Annotated in this window: 13 protein-coding genes; 7 read left to right on the top strand and 6 right to left on the bottom strand. The window is 62.8% G+C overall.

Translation table 11 applies throughout. The annotated features are described in order from the left end of the window. Positions 1–49 precede the first annotated feature (49 nt). Positions 50–265 carry a DUF2970 domain-containing protein gene (locus tag DV532_RS09570; protein WP_056800432.1) on the top strand — a complete coding sequence of 72 codons (216 nt, stop codon included), beginning with the start codon at positions 50–52 and terminating at the stop codon, positions 263–265. A gap of 289 nt (positions 266–554) precedes the next feature. Here the strand turns inward: DV532_RS09570 and DV532_RS09565 are convergent, their stop codons facing one another. Then, positions 555–1,631 (bottom strand): ABC transporter substrate-binding protein, encoded by a 1,077-nt coding sequence (locus DV532_RS09565; RefSeq protein ID WP_056800429.1) that lies wholly within the window; start codon positions 1,629–1,631, stop codon positions 555–557. 213 nt (positions 1,632–1,844) lie between these two features. Between DV532_RS09565 and DV532_RS09560 the strand changes: the two genes are divergently transcribed. The 4 genes from DV532_RS09560 to DV532_RS09540 all read left to right on the top strand — a co-directional run bounded on the left by DV532_RS09560 (position 1,845) and on the right by DV532_RS09540 (position 5,740). Continuing rightward, a complete protein-coding gene (locus DV532_RS09560; protein WP_056800427.1) occupies positions 1,845–3,497 on the top strand; it encodes a nitrite/sulfite reductase in 1,653 nt (550 codons plus the stop codon). Next, on the top strand, positions 3,481–3,975 hold the full coding sequence (locus tag DV532_RS09555; RefSeq protein ID WP_056800424.1) for a DUF934 domain-containing protein: 495 nt from the start codon (positions 3,481–3,483) through the stop codon (positions 3,973–3,975). The genes DV532_RS09560 and DV532_RS09555 overlap by 17 nt, the downstream gene beginning before the upstream one ends. A 341-nt stretch (positions 3,976–4,316) precedes the next feature. Next, positions 4,317–5,126 (top strand): 2,5-didehydrogluconate reductase DkgB, encoded by an 810-nt coding sequence (gene dkgB, locus DV532_RS09545; protein ID WP_056800421.1) that lies wholly within the window; start codon positions 4,317–4,319, stop codon positions 5,124–5,126. Positions 5,127–5,275: 149 nt separating this feature from the next. Then, on the top strand, positions 5,276–5,740 hold the full coding sequence (locus DV532_RS09540; RefSeq protein ID WP_056800419.1) for a DUF1348 family protein: 465 nt from the start codon (positions 5,276–5,278) through the stop codon (positions 5,738–5,740). On the opposite strand, the gene DV532_RS09535 is transcribed toward DV532_RS09540, so the two are convergent. Continuing rightward, positions 5,741–7,096 carry an ATP-binding protein gene (locus DV532_RS09535; RefSeq protein WP_056800416.1) on the bottom strand — a complete coding sequence of 452 codons (1,356 nt, stop codon included), beginning with the start codon at positions 7,094–7,096 and terminating at the stop codon, positions 5,741–5,743. Next, on the bottom strand, positions 7,093–7,803 hold the full coding sequence (locus tag DV532_RS09530) for a response regulator (protein WP_056800413.1): 711 nt from the start codon (positions 7,801–7,803) through the stop codon (positions 7,093–7,095). Before DV532_RS09530 ends, DV532_RS09535 begins: the two co-directional genes overlap by 4 nt. 168 nt (positions 7,804–7,971) lie before the next feature. Here DV532_RS09530 and DV532_RS09525 point away from each other — a divergent pair, with 168 nt between their 5' ends. Together DV532_RS09525 and DV532_RS09520 are read left to right on the top strand one after the other, a co-directional pair. Next, complete coding sequence (locus DV532_RS09525; RefSeq protein ID WP_056800411.1) at positions 7,972–8,754, top strand: VacJ family lipoprotein; 783 nt, start codon at positions 7,972–7,974, stop codon at positions 8,752–8,754. Then, positions 8,744–8,983: a hypothetical protein gene (locus DV532_RS09520; RefSeq protein WP_056800408.1), complete on the top strand. Its 240-nt coding sequence runs from the start codon at positions 8,744–8,746 to the stop codon at positions 8,981–8,983. Before DV532_RS09525 ends, DV532_RS09520 begins: the two co-directional genes overlap by 11 nt. Before the next feature lie 41 nt (positions 8,984–9,024). On the opposite strand, the gene DV532_RS09515 is transcribed toward DV532_RS09520, so the two are convergent. The 3 genes from DV532_RS09515 to DV532_RS09505 all read right to left on the bottom strand — a co-directional run bounded on the left by DV532_RS09515 (position 9,025) and on the right by DV532_RS09505 (position 13,879). Further along, positions 9,025–9,312, bottom strand: coding sequence for a DUF3303 domain-containing protein (locus DV532_RS09515; protein WP_056800405.1), 288 nt, complete (start codon positions 9,310–9,312; stop codon positions 9,025–9,027). Between the two features lie 230 nt (positions 9,313–9,542). Next, entirely contained in the window at positions 9,543–10,631 is a 1,089-nt protein-coding gene (locus tag DV532_RS09510) for an NEL-type E3 ubiquitin ligase domain-containing protein (protein WP_056800401.1), read from the bottom strand. Beyond that, positions 10,598–13,879, bottom strand: a complete 3,282-nt coding sequence (locus DV532_RS09505) for a leucine-rich repeat domain-containing protein (protein WP_056800398.1) — start codon at positions 13,877–13,879, stop codon at positions 10,598–10,600. The genes DV532_RS09510 and DV532_RS09505 overlap by 34 nt, the downstream gene beginning before the upstream one ends. Positions 13,880–13,978 lie beyond the last annotated feature (99 nt).

Raw genomic sequence — 13,978 nt, 5'->3', positions numbered from 1 at the left:
CCCTTGCCTACACTGTCCTTGATTGCCTCTGATTTTTTCAGGAGCCACCATGGACGATTCCAGCCAAGGCAAACCCCCGACCTTCTGGCAGATGCTGCACAGCATCCTTGCCGCCGCCTTCGGCGTGCAAAGCGGCAAAAACCGCGCCCGCGACTTCACCCACGGCAAGGCCAGCCATTTCATTGCACTGGGGGCACTGTTTACCCTGGTGTTCATTGCCGTATTGATTGGCTTGGTGCAACTGGCCATGCACCTTACCCGCTAGCCCGCGAAGAGGCCGAAACAGGCAACATGAAAACGCCTGCGGGGTTCCCTCCCGCAGGCGCTCTGGCTGCATCACGGTCTTGAATAAAGTCTACTGGTGGCTGACCCAATACACGGCAGTGACCACCACCAGGACGATCAGGCAGAGGATCGCCCAGGCATCGACGCTGCTGTCAGCTTTGCGGACCTTGGTTGAATTTCCCATTGCATTGCCTCTTGTAGTGGTTATGGGAATGCACTTCACCACCAGCAGTTAAGACGAGCAATGCCCTTCGCTCAAGCAGGGTCTTTCAATAATCGACTGGCGACGTCAGAAATGGGTACTGATAGCTAGCCGGCCGTCCTTCGGCGCTGTAACGCTGGAAATCAACGCCATAGTCGGCCCGCTCCAGCAGTTTCAACCAACGCTTTGCCTTGGCCTGACCGATCGGCTGCAACACCGGCAGGCGGTGCTCACGCAGTCCGTCACGATTAACCGCCAGCCCTTGGGCGTCATCGTGCAACATCACCATGGCCCAACCACCCAGGCTGAAATGGCCGCCCATCAGCGCGCTCAAGCGCCCGTCGATACGCGCGCGCAAGGCTTCGGGCGAGCTGTTGACCGCACTGAACAGCACATCGCGCCCCGGTTTGCGCCCCGCCTCCTCGAACGCCTGCATGGCACCAAAAGCCATCTCGTCATTGGCCGACCACACCAGGCGCGTGCCCGGGTAGCGCTCCAGTAACTGCTGCGCCTGTTCGTAGGCGCGCTGGCGGCTCCAGCCGCCATACACCACCTGCCGCAGGCGCACTTGGGGGAAGTCGGCCAAGGCGCGGCGCATGCCCTCCTCGCGCAACTGCGAAGCCGGGGTGGTCTTGACCCCGGCAAACGCCACCAGGTCCACCGGCTGGTTGTCGCGGGGCAATTGCGCGACCATCTGCTGCAACATCTCGAAGCCTGCCTGCTCGTCGTTGCTGATCAAGGTGCCCAGGGGCTCGGCATACTTGTCGGGCTGTGCTTCGATGCTACGGGCCTGGCTGGCGGTCAGGCCGTTGTTGACCAGTAACAACTTGACCTCGGTGCCACGCGACAAGCGCATGATCTCCGGTGCCACATACTGTTCATTGACCAGTACCAGGTAGTCCGGCCGCTGTGGCCCGTTGAGGATTGCCCTGGCCTGGGTCAGCGTCAGGTCGGCACGGCGCTCGCTGTACTCCACCCGCAAGGTCATACCCAGCTCGTCCGCAGCAGCCTGCATAAAGCGCGAATAGCTGGCCCAGAACGTCTCGGTGGACAGCCCCGGGTTGAGGAACACCACCGAAGCAGGCTGCGCGTTTGCCGCCAGCGGCAAGGCAAGACACAAGCTTTGGCACAACGCCTTGAGCATGGGCTGTCATCTCTGCAACGCAAACCGTGGATTATAACCGCCACGCCACCTACAACGCACAAATGGCAGTCAGTCTCACATAGTCCATTTGGTTCTTTTCATATGCAAAAACATCACTTTAGCGCATAAACCCAACCTGCTATCTTTCCCCGGCTCCGTACCGGAGTGCGCGGCCGTGCGCGCGAATAGCTGCATGCCTGAGACAGGACTTTTATGTACGTATACGACGAGTACGATCAGCGGATCATCGAGGACCGCGTCAAGCAGTTCCGTGATCAGACCCGCCGCTACCTAGCCGGTGAGCTGAGCGAAGAAGAATTCCGCCCTCTGCGCTTGCAGAACGGCCTTTACATCCAACGTTTCGCGCCGATGCTGCGTGTCGCCGTGCCGTACGGCCAGCTGAACGCCAACCAGGTCCGCACCCTGGCCAAGATCGCTCGCGACTACGACAAGGGCTACGCCCACATTTCCACCCGCCAGAACGTGCAGTTCAACTGGCCGGCACTGGAAGACATCCCGGACATTCTTGCCGAGCTGGCCACCGTGCAGATGCACGCGATCCAGACCAGCGGCAACTGCCTGCGCAACACCACCACCGACCAGTTCGCTGGTGTGGCCGCGGACGAAATCATCGACCCGCGCCCATGGTGCGAAATCGTCCGCCAGTGGACCACCTTCCACCCGGAATTCGCCTACCTGCCGCGCAAGTTCAAAATTGCCATCAACGGTTCGCAGGAAGACCGCGCCGCCATCGAAGTGCACGACATTGGCCTGGAGCCGGTGCGCAATGCAGCTGGGGAGCTAGGCTTCCGTGTGCTGGTCGGCGGTGGCCTGGGCCGCACCCCAGTGGTGGGCTCGTTCATCAACGAGTTCCTGCCATGGCAGGACCTGATCAGCTACCTCGACGCTATCCTGCGCGTGTACAACCGTTACGGTCGCCGTGACAACAAGTACAAGGCGCGGATCAAGATCTTGGTCAAGGCCCTTACCCCAGAAGTGTTTGCCGAGAAGGTCGAGGCCGAAATGGTCCACCTGCGTGGCGGCAACAGCACCCTGACCGAAGCCGAAGTGCAGCGTGTATCGCGCCACTTCGTCGACCCTGAGTACCTGGCCCTGGACAACGTCGACTACGCCGCCCAAGACGCCGAGTACCCAGGCTTCGCCCGCTGGCGTTCGCGCAACACCCGCGCCCACAAGCGCCCTGGCTACGTGGCCGTAACCCTGTCGCTCAAGCCTACTGGCGTCGCCCCAGGCGACCTGACCGACAAGCAGCTGGACGCCGTGGCCGACCTGGCCGAGCGCTACAGCTTCGGCTTCCTGCGCACCTCGCACGAGCAGAACATCATCCTCGCCGACGTCGAGCAGCGCCAACTGCACGCCCTGTGGCTAGAATTGCGCGAGGGCGGCTTCGCCACCCCGAACATCGGCCTGCTGACCGACATCATCTGCTGCCCGGGCGGTGACTACTGCTCGCTGGCCAACGCCAAGTCGATCCCAATCGCCGAGTCTATCCAGCGCCGCTTCGACGACCTGGACTACCTGTTCGACATCGGCGAAATCGACCTGAACATCTCCGGCTGCATGAACGCCTGCGGCCACCACCACGTGGGCCACATCGGCATCCTCGGCGTGGACAAGAAGGGCGAGGAGTTCTACCAGGTATCGCTGGGCGGCAATGCCGCGCGTGGCGCGAGCCTGGGCAAGATTCTCGGCCCGTCCTTCGCCCAGGATGCCATGGCCGATGTGATCGAGAAGCTGATCGCCGTGTACGTCGAGCAACGTACCGAGGAAGAGCGTTTTATCGACACCTACCAGCGTATCGGCATCGACCCCTTCAAGGAACGCGTCTATGCAGCGAATCATTAAGAACAACCAGATCGTCGACGAAACCTGGCACTTGCTGCCCAAGGAAACCTCGTTTGACGAGCTGACCAACTGCGACGACTACATCGTCCCGCTGCAGATGTGGCGCGACCATGCCCACGTGCTCAAAGTCCGCGATGGTGGCCTTGGCGTGTGGCTGGACAGCGACCAGGAAGCGGAAGAAATTGGCGAAGACGTGCAGCACTTTCAGGTCATCGCCCTGAACTTCCCGGCGTTCACCGACGGGCGCAGCTACTCCAATGCGCGCCTGCTGCGTGAGCGCTACGGCTTCAAGGGCGAGCTGCGCGCCATTGGCGACGTACTGCGCGACCAGTTGTTCTTCATGGCCCGTTGCGGCTTCGATGCGTTCGCCATCCGTGCCGACAAAGACCCGGAAGACGCACTGCAAAGCCTGAAGGACTTCTCGGTGACCTACCAGGCCGCCACCGACCAGCCGCTGCCGCTGTTCCGCCGCCGCTGATCGTCACCTGCAATGCCTGACGGCCCGCCTGTATGGCGGGCCGTTTCGTTTCCCTGTGCCGGCCCTTTCGCGGGTGAACCCGCTCCCACAGGGATCGCACCGCACTCAAAAGCGGTGCAGTACCTGTGCCCGCGAAAGGGCCGGTACAGGAAGTAAACCCTATTCCAGCAACACAGGCACAACTTGCCCGCCCATTCTTGACTGTGAATCAAATGACCTTGGCCCCGCCCTAGCTTAATCACCCCCCCAAAAAACCGCACACTGCTCCCCACACGAAGCGCGTTCGAACCCGAGCGAGCAGACTCGGTTCGCTTTACCCTTTCTTCAGCAGGAGCAGATCCATGAGCATTCCATCCTTCGGCCTCGGCACCTTCCGCCTCACCGGCCAAGCCGTCATCGACTCGGTCAAGTCGGCCCTGGAACTGGGTTACCGAGTCATCGACACCGCGCAGATCTACCAAAACGAAGCCGACGTTGGCCAAGCCATCGCCGAAAGCGGTGTGCCGCGCAGCGAGCTGTTCATCACCACCAAAATCTGGGTCGACAACTACGCTGCCGACAAATTGATCCCCAGCCTGCGCGACAGCTTGAAAAAACTGCGTACCGACTACGTCGACCTGCTGCTGATCCACTGGCCGGCCCCGGGCAATGGCATTGAACTCGCCGAATATATGCAAGCCCTGGCCGAAGCCAAGAAGCAGGGCCTTACTCGTCAGATTGGCGTGTCCAACTTCAACATCGAGCTGACCCGCCAGGCCATCGAAGTGGTTGGCGAAGGCGAAATCGCCACCAACCAGATCGAACTCAGCCCGTACCTGCAGAACAGCAAGCTGACCGCATTCCTGAAAGAACAAGGCATCACTGTCACCTCCTACATGACCCTGGCCTACGGCAAGGTCCTGAAAGACCCGGTACTGGCCGCGATCGCCGCCAAGCACAAGGCCACCGTCGCCCAGGTTGCCCTGGCCTGGGCCCTGCAGTTGGGCTACGCGGTGATTCCGTCGTCGACCAAGCGCGAAAACCTGGCCAGCAACCTGCTCGCCCGTGACCTTAAGCTGGACGCCGACGACCTGGCACACATTGCCAAGCTTGAGCGCAATGGCCGCGAAGTCAGCCCTGACGGCCTGGCGCCAAACTGGGATGTCGACTAAGCCGTATAGCCTGCTGGCGGATGCTGCGCGGTAGCGCAGCCCGGGCATTGTTCCACGCACCGCAATTCTGAAATGCCAGGCACATCCATTCCCTGCGCGGGCATCGGCTACTAATCTCTTACAAGCCAATTGACCTGAGGAGAACCCCGATGTCTCGCCCACCCCTTCCGCCCTTCACCCGCGAAAGCGCGATCGAAAAGGTTCGCCTGGCCGAGGATGGCTGGAACAGTCGCGACGCGGCCAAGGTCGCACTCGCCTATACCCTCGACACCGTCTGGCGTAACCGCGTCGAGTTCCCCCGTGGCCGTGCCGAGGTCGAAGCGTTCCTGAGCCGTAAATGGAACCATGAACTGGAGTACCGCCTGATCAAGGAGCTGTGGGCCTTTACCGGCAACCGCATTGCCGTGCGCTATGCCTACGAGTACCACGATGACAGCGGCCAGTGGTACCGCGCCTATGGCAACGAGAACTGGGAGTTTGCCAACGATGGGCTGATGCAGAACCGCCATTCCAGCATCAACGAGCACCCCATCAGCGAAGCCGAGCGCAAGTTCCGCTGGCCGTTGGGCCGGCGCCCGGATGATCACCCCGGGCTCAGCGAGCTAGGGCTGTGATTAGCCCAGCGGCAGGGTAATCCGCACGTCCAATCCGCCACCGGGGCGGTTGCCCAGGGTTATGCTGCCGCCCTGCTCCAGCACGATGGCCCGTGCTGCCGGCAGGCCCAGGCCAACCCCCCCGGTGTCACGGTTGCGTGAGCCTTCGATACGGTAGAACGGCGCAAATACCTGCTCGTGTAGCTCTGGCGCAATGCCAGGCCCGCGATCCTGTACGGTTATTTCGATCTGCCTGGCGCTGACCGCCAACACCACCGTGGGCTCGCGGCCATATTTCGCAGCATTGTCGATCAAGTTGACCAGCACCCGCCTGATCCCCACTGGCCGCCCGCTATACACACAGCGGTGCGGCCCGCTGAGGACGACCTCGACCCCCGCATCCTTGAAATCGTCCACCACAGTCAGCAGCAACTCACCCAGGTCGAAAACGGTAGTCTGTTCCAGCCGTGCGTCATCACGGAAAAAACCCAGCGCCGCATCGACCATCGCCTGCATCTCGTCGACGTCCTTGAACAGCTTTGCCTGTAGCTGGGCATCGTCGATAAACTCGGCGCGCAAGCGCATGCGTGTCAGCGGTGCGCGCAAGTCATGGGAGATGGCCGCAAGCATCTGGGTGCGGTCGTTAAGAAAATGCTTGAGCTGCGCCTGGGTAGCGTTGAAGGCGAGAATGGCCTGGCGCAGGTCGTGGGGGCCCACTACCGGGATGGGTGGGGCGTTGAAGTCCTTGCCAAAGTGCCGCGCCCCTTCGGCAAAACGCTCCAAGGGTTTGGCCAGGTATCGCGCAGCCAGCAGCGCGACAGCCAGGCTGGAAACCAGCATCAACGCCAAAATGATCAGGTTGCGCGGCAGTTCATCAAGGCCCCAACTGCGGTAGGCAGCGCGGAATAGCACCCAGGATTTATCGGTGAGTTCAATCATCAGGGCATAGCCACGTTCAGCTGCGTAACCCGGTATGTCACCAGGCTCAAAGACCTGTACTTGGGCAGCCGGGCGCTTGAGCAGCGCTCGCAACAGCGGCGTGCCCTGACGGAGTTCAGCATCGACTAACAGCGGCATGCCGGCTTCCTGATAGTGCTGCAACCATTGCACGGTGTAAGACCCATCGCCCGCAGCGCTGGCGAGTGTGGCGCGCTGCGCCATGGGTGCGGCATCGAGGATACGGGTAACCGCTGCAACCTTTTCGATCAAACCGCTCTCCAGCAGGGGTGGCTGCGCCCATACGCTCAGTAGCAGGCTGAACAGCACTTTCAGCAGCAGCAGGAAAAGCATCGCGGCCAATGTGGTCAGGGCAATCCAGCGGGCTATGGTGATTTTTGGCTGCGGCAAGCCCCGGCGAACCCGGGCGAGCAAGTTCATCGCTTAACCACCGTGGGCGCGAACAGGTAACCGGCGTTACGCAAGGTGCGGATCAGCGGTTCGCTGCCCGCGTCGGTTTCAAGCTTGCGGCGCAGCCGGCTAACCTGCACGTCAATGCTGCGATCATAGGCGTCGTAGCCATCGCCACGGGCCAAGTCCAGCAACTGCTGGCGGCTAAGCACCCGCCGTGGATGCTCGGCAAACACCCACAACAATTCAAATTCACCGTTGGACAAGGGGATCAACACGCTGTCCGGCGAGCGCAGTTCGCGGCGCACCACATCCAGCTGCCAGCCGGCAAACTCCAGCATCGCGCAAGCATGGCCCGCCGCACCGGCAGCCGCTTCGCCGGCACGGCGCAGCACTGCCCTCACCCGTGCCAGCAGTTCACGGGCGGCGAAGGGCTTGGTCAGGTAGTCATCTGCGCCTAGTTCCAGGCCAACCACCCGGTCACTCAACTCACCCATGGCAGTGAGCATGATCACCGCCACCCTATGCTCGGCCAGCAACCGCTGACACAACACCAGGCCGCTGTCGCCAGGCAGCATCACATCTAGAATGACCAGGTCTGGCACGCGCCGCTCAAGGGCCTGCCAGAGCGCTTTGCCATCCCGGGCCACGTCCACCTCGTAACCATGCTGGCAGAGAAACTTCTGCAGCAGATCGAGCACCTCGACATCATCGTCGACTATCAGCAAATGGCTCACAAAAAAGCACCGCAAAACTAGGTTAGCAAGGCGTACTTTAAGGCCATCCCCACGCAGCCGTCATATATTTCAACCCGGTAACAAAGTGGCGAAGTCGAGATAATCCGGACATTCCCAGGCAAACAAAACTGCCCAGCATCGCCAACAGTTCTTGCCAGGATTGTGTTTATGTCCCGTTCATCCTCCACCTCCCGTTCAGCGCGCTCTGCCGCGCTGGTCTTGTCGCTGCTGGCGGCGGGAGGCTACAGCCAACGCGCCCCCGCCACGCTGGCCTGCGGCAATGTCGCCTATCAAGTCAGTGACCCGGCGGAGCCGGCCAACCGCGCCGTGTTCGCCTTCAACCGCACGCTCGATGACTACCTGCTGGCCCCCGTTGCCCGCGGCTACAGTGCGCTGCCGGGTTTCGCCCAGCAGGGCGTGCATAACTTTGCCAACAACTTCGGTGAGCCCAAGGTGTTGATCAACGACCTGCTGCAGGGCAATGGCGAACGGGCAATGACCAGCCTCTCGCGCTTCATCTTCAACACCACCCTGGGTGTGGCGGGGCTGGTCGATGTTTCTGGAAAAATGGGGCTGAGCCAGCACAGGTCGGACTTTGGCCAAACCTTTGGGGTATGGAACATCGCCACCGGCCCCATCGTCGAGCTGCCGCTGCTGGGCACTCATAACCTGCGCGATGCCACCGGTACGGTGCTGGGGATGGCGTTGGACCCGTTTGGCGGCAACAGCGACACCGTCGATACCCTGGGCAATGTTGCCACGGCGGGGGCTATCGTCGACGCGCGCGCCGAAGCACTGCCACTGACCGACCTGCTGCGTACCTGGCCTGATTATTACCTCGCGCTTCGCGACTATACCGCGCAGCGGCGCAGCAACCGGGTGGCAGAGGGCAAGGCCGGCGAGCTTGGGCAGTGGCCGGTAGATTGTGCGGGGGGTGCTCATGAGCAATGATGGCCAAGACGCCGTGCTGTTGTTCCGGCGCCTGGAAGGCGCTGCCCGGCAACCGTTGTTGCTGCACGAACTGGAGGCGCGGGTTTCTGCCGATGGCCGCAGCCTGGTCCTGAGCCGCTACCGCGAACGGTTCACCGCCGAGGGCAAGCCCTATCGGCACGAGGCTCACCGCAGCGTACCAATTGCCGCCTTACTGCGCTGGATGGCCCGTCAGGGCCAATCGCTGTGAAGGGGCCGGGCAAGTGTCCGGCCCCTTCGTCCCCCTGCGGGTCAGGCGGCTTGGTTATTGACAGCCGCCAGCAGCAACGGCGCGGCCTGCTCGTCGGCCATTGCCGGGTAAACGTGCATGTGCATCAGGTCACTCCACTCCAGGCTCCATTGCAGGACCGGCTCCAAGCGGTCGCTTTCGACCACGGCAAAGCCCAGCAACTGCCCCACGGCATACCAGCGGCCATGGACTTTTACTTCTGCGGGGGCCGCGCCGCCGGTCCTGGCGAAACGCGTGAGTACGGCATTGCGGTTTTCCGGGGCGATGGTCCAATGAATGATGAACAACATGTGGCACCTCCCAGTTGCGCTCGGCACCTGTTTGAAGCGCCCACCCTCGGGGTGCCGGGGGCCGGGAGTGAACGCCTGGGTACAGGGCTGCTCCTACTGCGCCAGGCCTCGGCCGGAACGAATACTCCCTGTTTAGGCATAGCAGGTTTTTGCGCCCAAAGCACACAGGCCAGCAATGCGCCAGGCTGCAGACCAGCCGCCACAAACCGTGTTGAAATCTTCGCGCTCAATCAACTGGGGTGGCGGTCATAGGCCTCACGGGTCAACTTCAGTATCAATGCCCGTTCGGCCAGCAACCGCTCCGCCTGCACCCGTGCCACTGCATCCCGGTACGCCTGGTCGCCGGTCTGCTGACGCTGTTCGAACAAGGCATCGACGCGGTCATGGAAGGGCGCATTCATGGTCTCGAACGCTTGCGGGTAGGTGGCCTGCAGATAGCCTTGCCAGAATTCGCGCTGCGCCAGCGAGCGGCTCAGGGCATCGCGCGTTTCAGCATCCCACACCTCCCGCTCGGCAATGTCCAGGTCGGTACTGGTCACGCCACTGACCTGCGCAAAGTGCATGCTTGACGCCTGACCCGGTAGGCGCAAGGTTTCGGCCAAGCCTATGCGATAGGCCAAGTGCACCTCGACGTCGTCGACGGGTATATAGGCATCGCGGCTACGCTCGCGCTGGATATGCTGCGTGGCGATGCGGTCCACCTCGTCCAGGCGGAACAGCTCGCGCCCCAGCCGCAGTAGCGGGCGCATGGCTTTCAGCCCTTGCAAGCCCGCAGTGCGTTGAGCCACCAGGGTGCGCACCTCAAGGGCGCTGAGGATCAATAGCATCTGGTCGGCACAACTGCGTGGGCCGGACGCCTGCTGGAATACCGCCTCGCGCACCTCCCCGTCCAATACACAGGCCTCGATGATGTCCCACACCCGTCGGCACATGTCCTTGGGCTGGCGCGTAAAGTCTTGCGAGCGGGAGAAATCGGTGAAGAACCGGAACAAGTCCTGGGCCCCCTCCTCAGCCGCCAACGCGTCCCATTGCGCCAAGCGGCGCGGCTGGTCCGCCTGGCTGACGCCATGTAGCCAGCGCAGGCGTTCGTCCTCCAGGGCCTCCACATGGTTACGCGCGGGCATGATGCGCAGCGCCTGTGCCTCCAGCAGTTCACGAAGGTGGATGACGGCCTGCTGCGCAAGGGGATTGCCATGCAGGTAGATCCGGTAGGGATCGTCTCGCATCAGCTCCAATGCCCGCTGCGGGAGGGTGCCGATGTGGTTTTCCCGCAGGTCGATCAGGGTCAAGGTCGACGATTCCAGCAGCCGCAGAGGCACCGCGCAAAGTCCGTGGCCCGCAGGTACAGGCTGCGCAAACGCAGTAGGCCGCTGACCTCGGGGGCGCGGCCCAGCAGGTTGCTGTTGAGGTTCAGCGAATGCAGCCTGCGCAAGGCGGCAATTCGCCGTTCGCTGGCGGCATTGAGGGCAATGTGGTTCTCCGCCAGATGCAGCACTTCCAGCTCAGCCAAGTGCTCAATGCCGGCCGGCACCTCCAGCAGCACATTGCCACGCAGGTCCAGCCTGCGTACGCCGCTAAACCGCTGCAGGAAGCTGGCATCGATACTGACCAGGCTCATGTTGCGCAAACTCAAGTGCGTGACATGGCTGAAATCGACGCTTTCAGGCAGCCGCGGCAAGGCGCCGACGCGCCAGCCATGAATGTACAGCGCATAGTTACCATGAGCGTCATGGCTCAGCCGCTGCCAGGCGCGTCGAATCGTGCGGGCCACCCAGCTGCGGCGCAGGGCTTGAACGCGGCTGGCGGACTCCCGGCGCCAGGTGGTCAGGGTGTTTTCAAGTTGACGCGACTGCTCCAGGAGCTGGTAATAGCGGTTCCACGGCGTCATGCCAAAACGGCTCGACGAGGCCAAAAACTCCTCCACCTGGCTGTCGCTGTACGTGGGGAACAACCGCCTCAGTGCCTGGCGCAATGCCTCGCTGCTGCTTTCCCCACGCCCGCTCAGCGGGTAGCCCAGGCGGCCATCGGCCAGCCGCACCGGAGGGCGTACGCCGGTACCGATGGGGGCCATGCCCAGCAATGTGGCAAGCCCTTCACGTTTGTCGAAGGCCCGCTGGGCCAAGGCTTGCGCAAGCTGCTCGGCCGAAAGGTCAGCGGCGCCCAACAGCGCACGCTGGGTCTCACTGAGCTGCCACAAAAGCGCCTGCATCAGGCAGTCCTCCTTACCCGCCCCGGCCAACGGCTGGCCTGCGGCACCCAATGCCAGGTAGCCCGCCGCGCCCTTTTCGATGACCCTAACCTCACTGGCGCCCAGGTCGCCCACTTGGGCAAGCAGTGGCGCGGTCAGCCGCGAATCGCGCAACTCCAGGCGTAGCGAGCCGGGCCAGGGCAGCCAGTCCCGCAACAAGCCAAGGGCCAGGCGTTCGGTATCGGCGGTTACCGCCGGTGCCTGGTGCAGGCCCGCGCAGGCTCGGTCCAAGCGGCTGTCCCGCACCCACCAGCGCGCCTGCTCGGCCAACTGCAACGGTACACGTTGTTCACCCACCATGCGCTCGACCAGGGTTTCGTCCGCCTGCGCGACGATTTCCCGCGCGCCACGCGCGGTCAAGCCAGTAAAGTCACGTAGCAGCAGCTGCTCGGCAGATGACGAGGCCACTTGCAGTTGTGCGACGTGGTGCTCGAATGCGGCCCCTTGCAATGCCGGAAACTGGCTGTGCAGTTGCTGACGCTGCAACGCATCAAGCAACCGCGCAGGTGCGTTGCCCTCCTGCACATGCAGCAAACGCAAACGCGCCTCATCGAACCCCGTTGCCAGCATCACCTGGTTGGCGAGCCGCTCATCCACCTCGGCCAGGCCACTGCCCAACCGCTGCAGCAAGGTGACACCTTGCCAGTCCTGAGGTGTTTCCAGCTCGTGCCGCCAGGCGCCATCCCCGTGGTGGCGTAGTTGCGGCGTATAGGCTTCGGCACGGGTCGGGTGCTGGATATACAACTGATCCTCGGCCAGCTCACCCGTCACCCGGTAAGCCGCTTGATGGGTGCGCAGGTAGGCCTTGCCGGCCACGCTGACCCGCTGGCCGACTGCAGCCTCGCGCTCCGCCAGGGCGTAGGCCTGCAAGCTGGGATCTATCAGCCTGCGCTCGCCTAGCGCAGTACTCACTGGCGCCAGCGTGTCGACGAACGACGAACGCGGCAGCAGGGTTTCAGTGGCCACCCCGACAGCCGTGCCCACGGCCAGTTGCCCGACATTCGCGGCGACCCCTAGTGCATGCGCCAGCGCCCCCTGGCGATCACCCAACTGCCAGTCGACATAGCCTTCGTAAACGTCGTCTACCACCTGCAATGCCGCGATGGCTAGCAGCGGCAAGCCCAGGCTCGGCACATAGAAACTCGCCAGCCCCAACAAGTCGAGGCCAACACGGGCATAGAAGTGCAACCGCCGATCCCGTTCGAGGCTGTCCTGAACGCCGGTTGGTACTGCCAGCACCTGCGCATCGTCGAACAGGGTGTCGAGCTGAGTCTTGCGCAGGTGCTTGAACAACGGTTGGCGAATAACCTCGTGACGCCCGTCGAGCTCTACGGGTGCGTGCGCGCCACCCTGCGCCATCGCGCTGACCAACGCCACGCTGAAGGGTTCACGATCACGCTCACTGACAAACCGTTGAAAGTATTGGGGATAGCCGGGCAAGCGAAACAGCTTGCCCAGCGTCTGGAACAAAGCCTCCCAGGACGCATACCAAGTCATCGCCCCCTGAGGGTCATCTGGCAGCCAGCACAGCACGCCTTCCAGCTGCCCCTTGCCCCCATCATCGCGGTGCAGTTCGAAGGCCACGGCCCCCCGTACACGCTTGCCCAGGATACGCAATGCTACTGGGCGCATGCGCGTAGCCACGCCGGGCGCCGAGGTAATCGCCGTCAGGCACTGCAGCAGCGCGGTTTCGCCAATGTCGCCTTTAAGCGCAGCCAGGCGCAGGGCCGCTTCGAACGCATGGCGATGAGCGTGCTCAAGCAGTGCTGCCACACGTTCACCGGTGTCACCCGGGGCGCTCAAACGCGCCTTCAGATAGGCCTGGTACTGCCCGCCGATATCGAGCGTGCGGCAAAGGCCGGCAAAGGCCCGGGCAGTCATTGGCAAGGTCTTGCCGTTAGCATCGAGCAGTTCCGAGGCATCGGTCAGCCCAAGCGATAGCGTTTCGCCTTGGCCGAAATTGTGCAGCGCGGCCGCCAGCAAGCTGTGCTGCAAAGTGCGCTCGCGAACGGCGCCCGGTACGTCGCCACGGGAGACCGGGTAGCGCTCCAGCAGGTGCAGCCGCAGCGTCGCCTTACGCACATCCAGCAGGCGCGCAAGCTGCGCGGAAAGCGCGCGCTGTAGCAAGGGGGCGGCAAAAGCATCCAACGGTGTGATGCCACCGAGCAATACCTGCAATTTTTGCTGCACGGCTTGTTGTGCCTGCAAACAGGTATTCAGCTCGACCAGGCGCTGGGCAGGCGCCTGGGTCAGCCAGCTGGGCAGGCAGCTGGCGATCACGTCATCAATGCAACCTTGCGGGCGTGCGGGGGTTGGCATACTGGGCCTCTCCTGTGTGGGAAAGGCCCATCACACCTTGATGGGGGCGCTGGCGGCGGTAGTTATGTCTGCAATACCGCGATACATCAGTTGCGCAAC

Origin of the sequence: Pseudomonas sp. Leaf58, assembly GCF_003627215.1 — a bacterium.
In the GTDB taxonomy this organism is placed as follows: Bacteria; Pseudomonadota; Gammaproteobacteria; order Pseudomonadales; family Pseudomonadaceae; genus Aquipseudomonas.
Note: the sequence above shows the minus strand (reverse complement) of the source record. Positions and strands in the feature narration are given on the sequence as shown.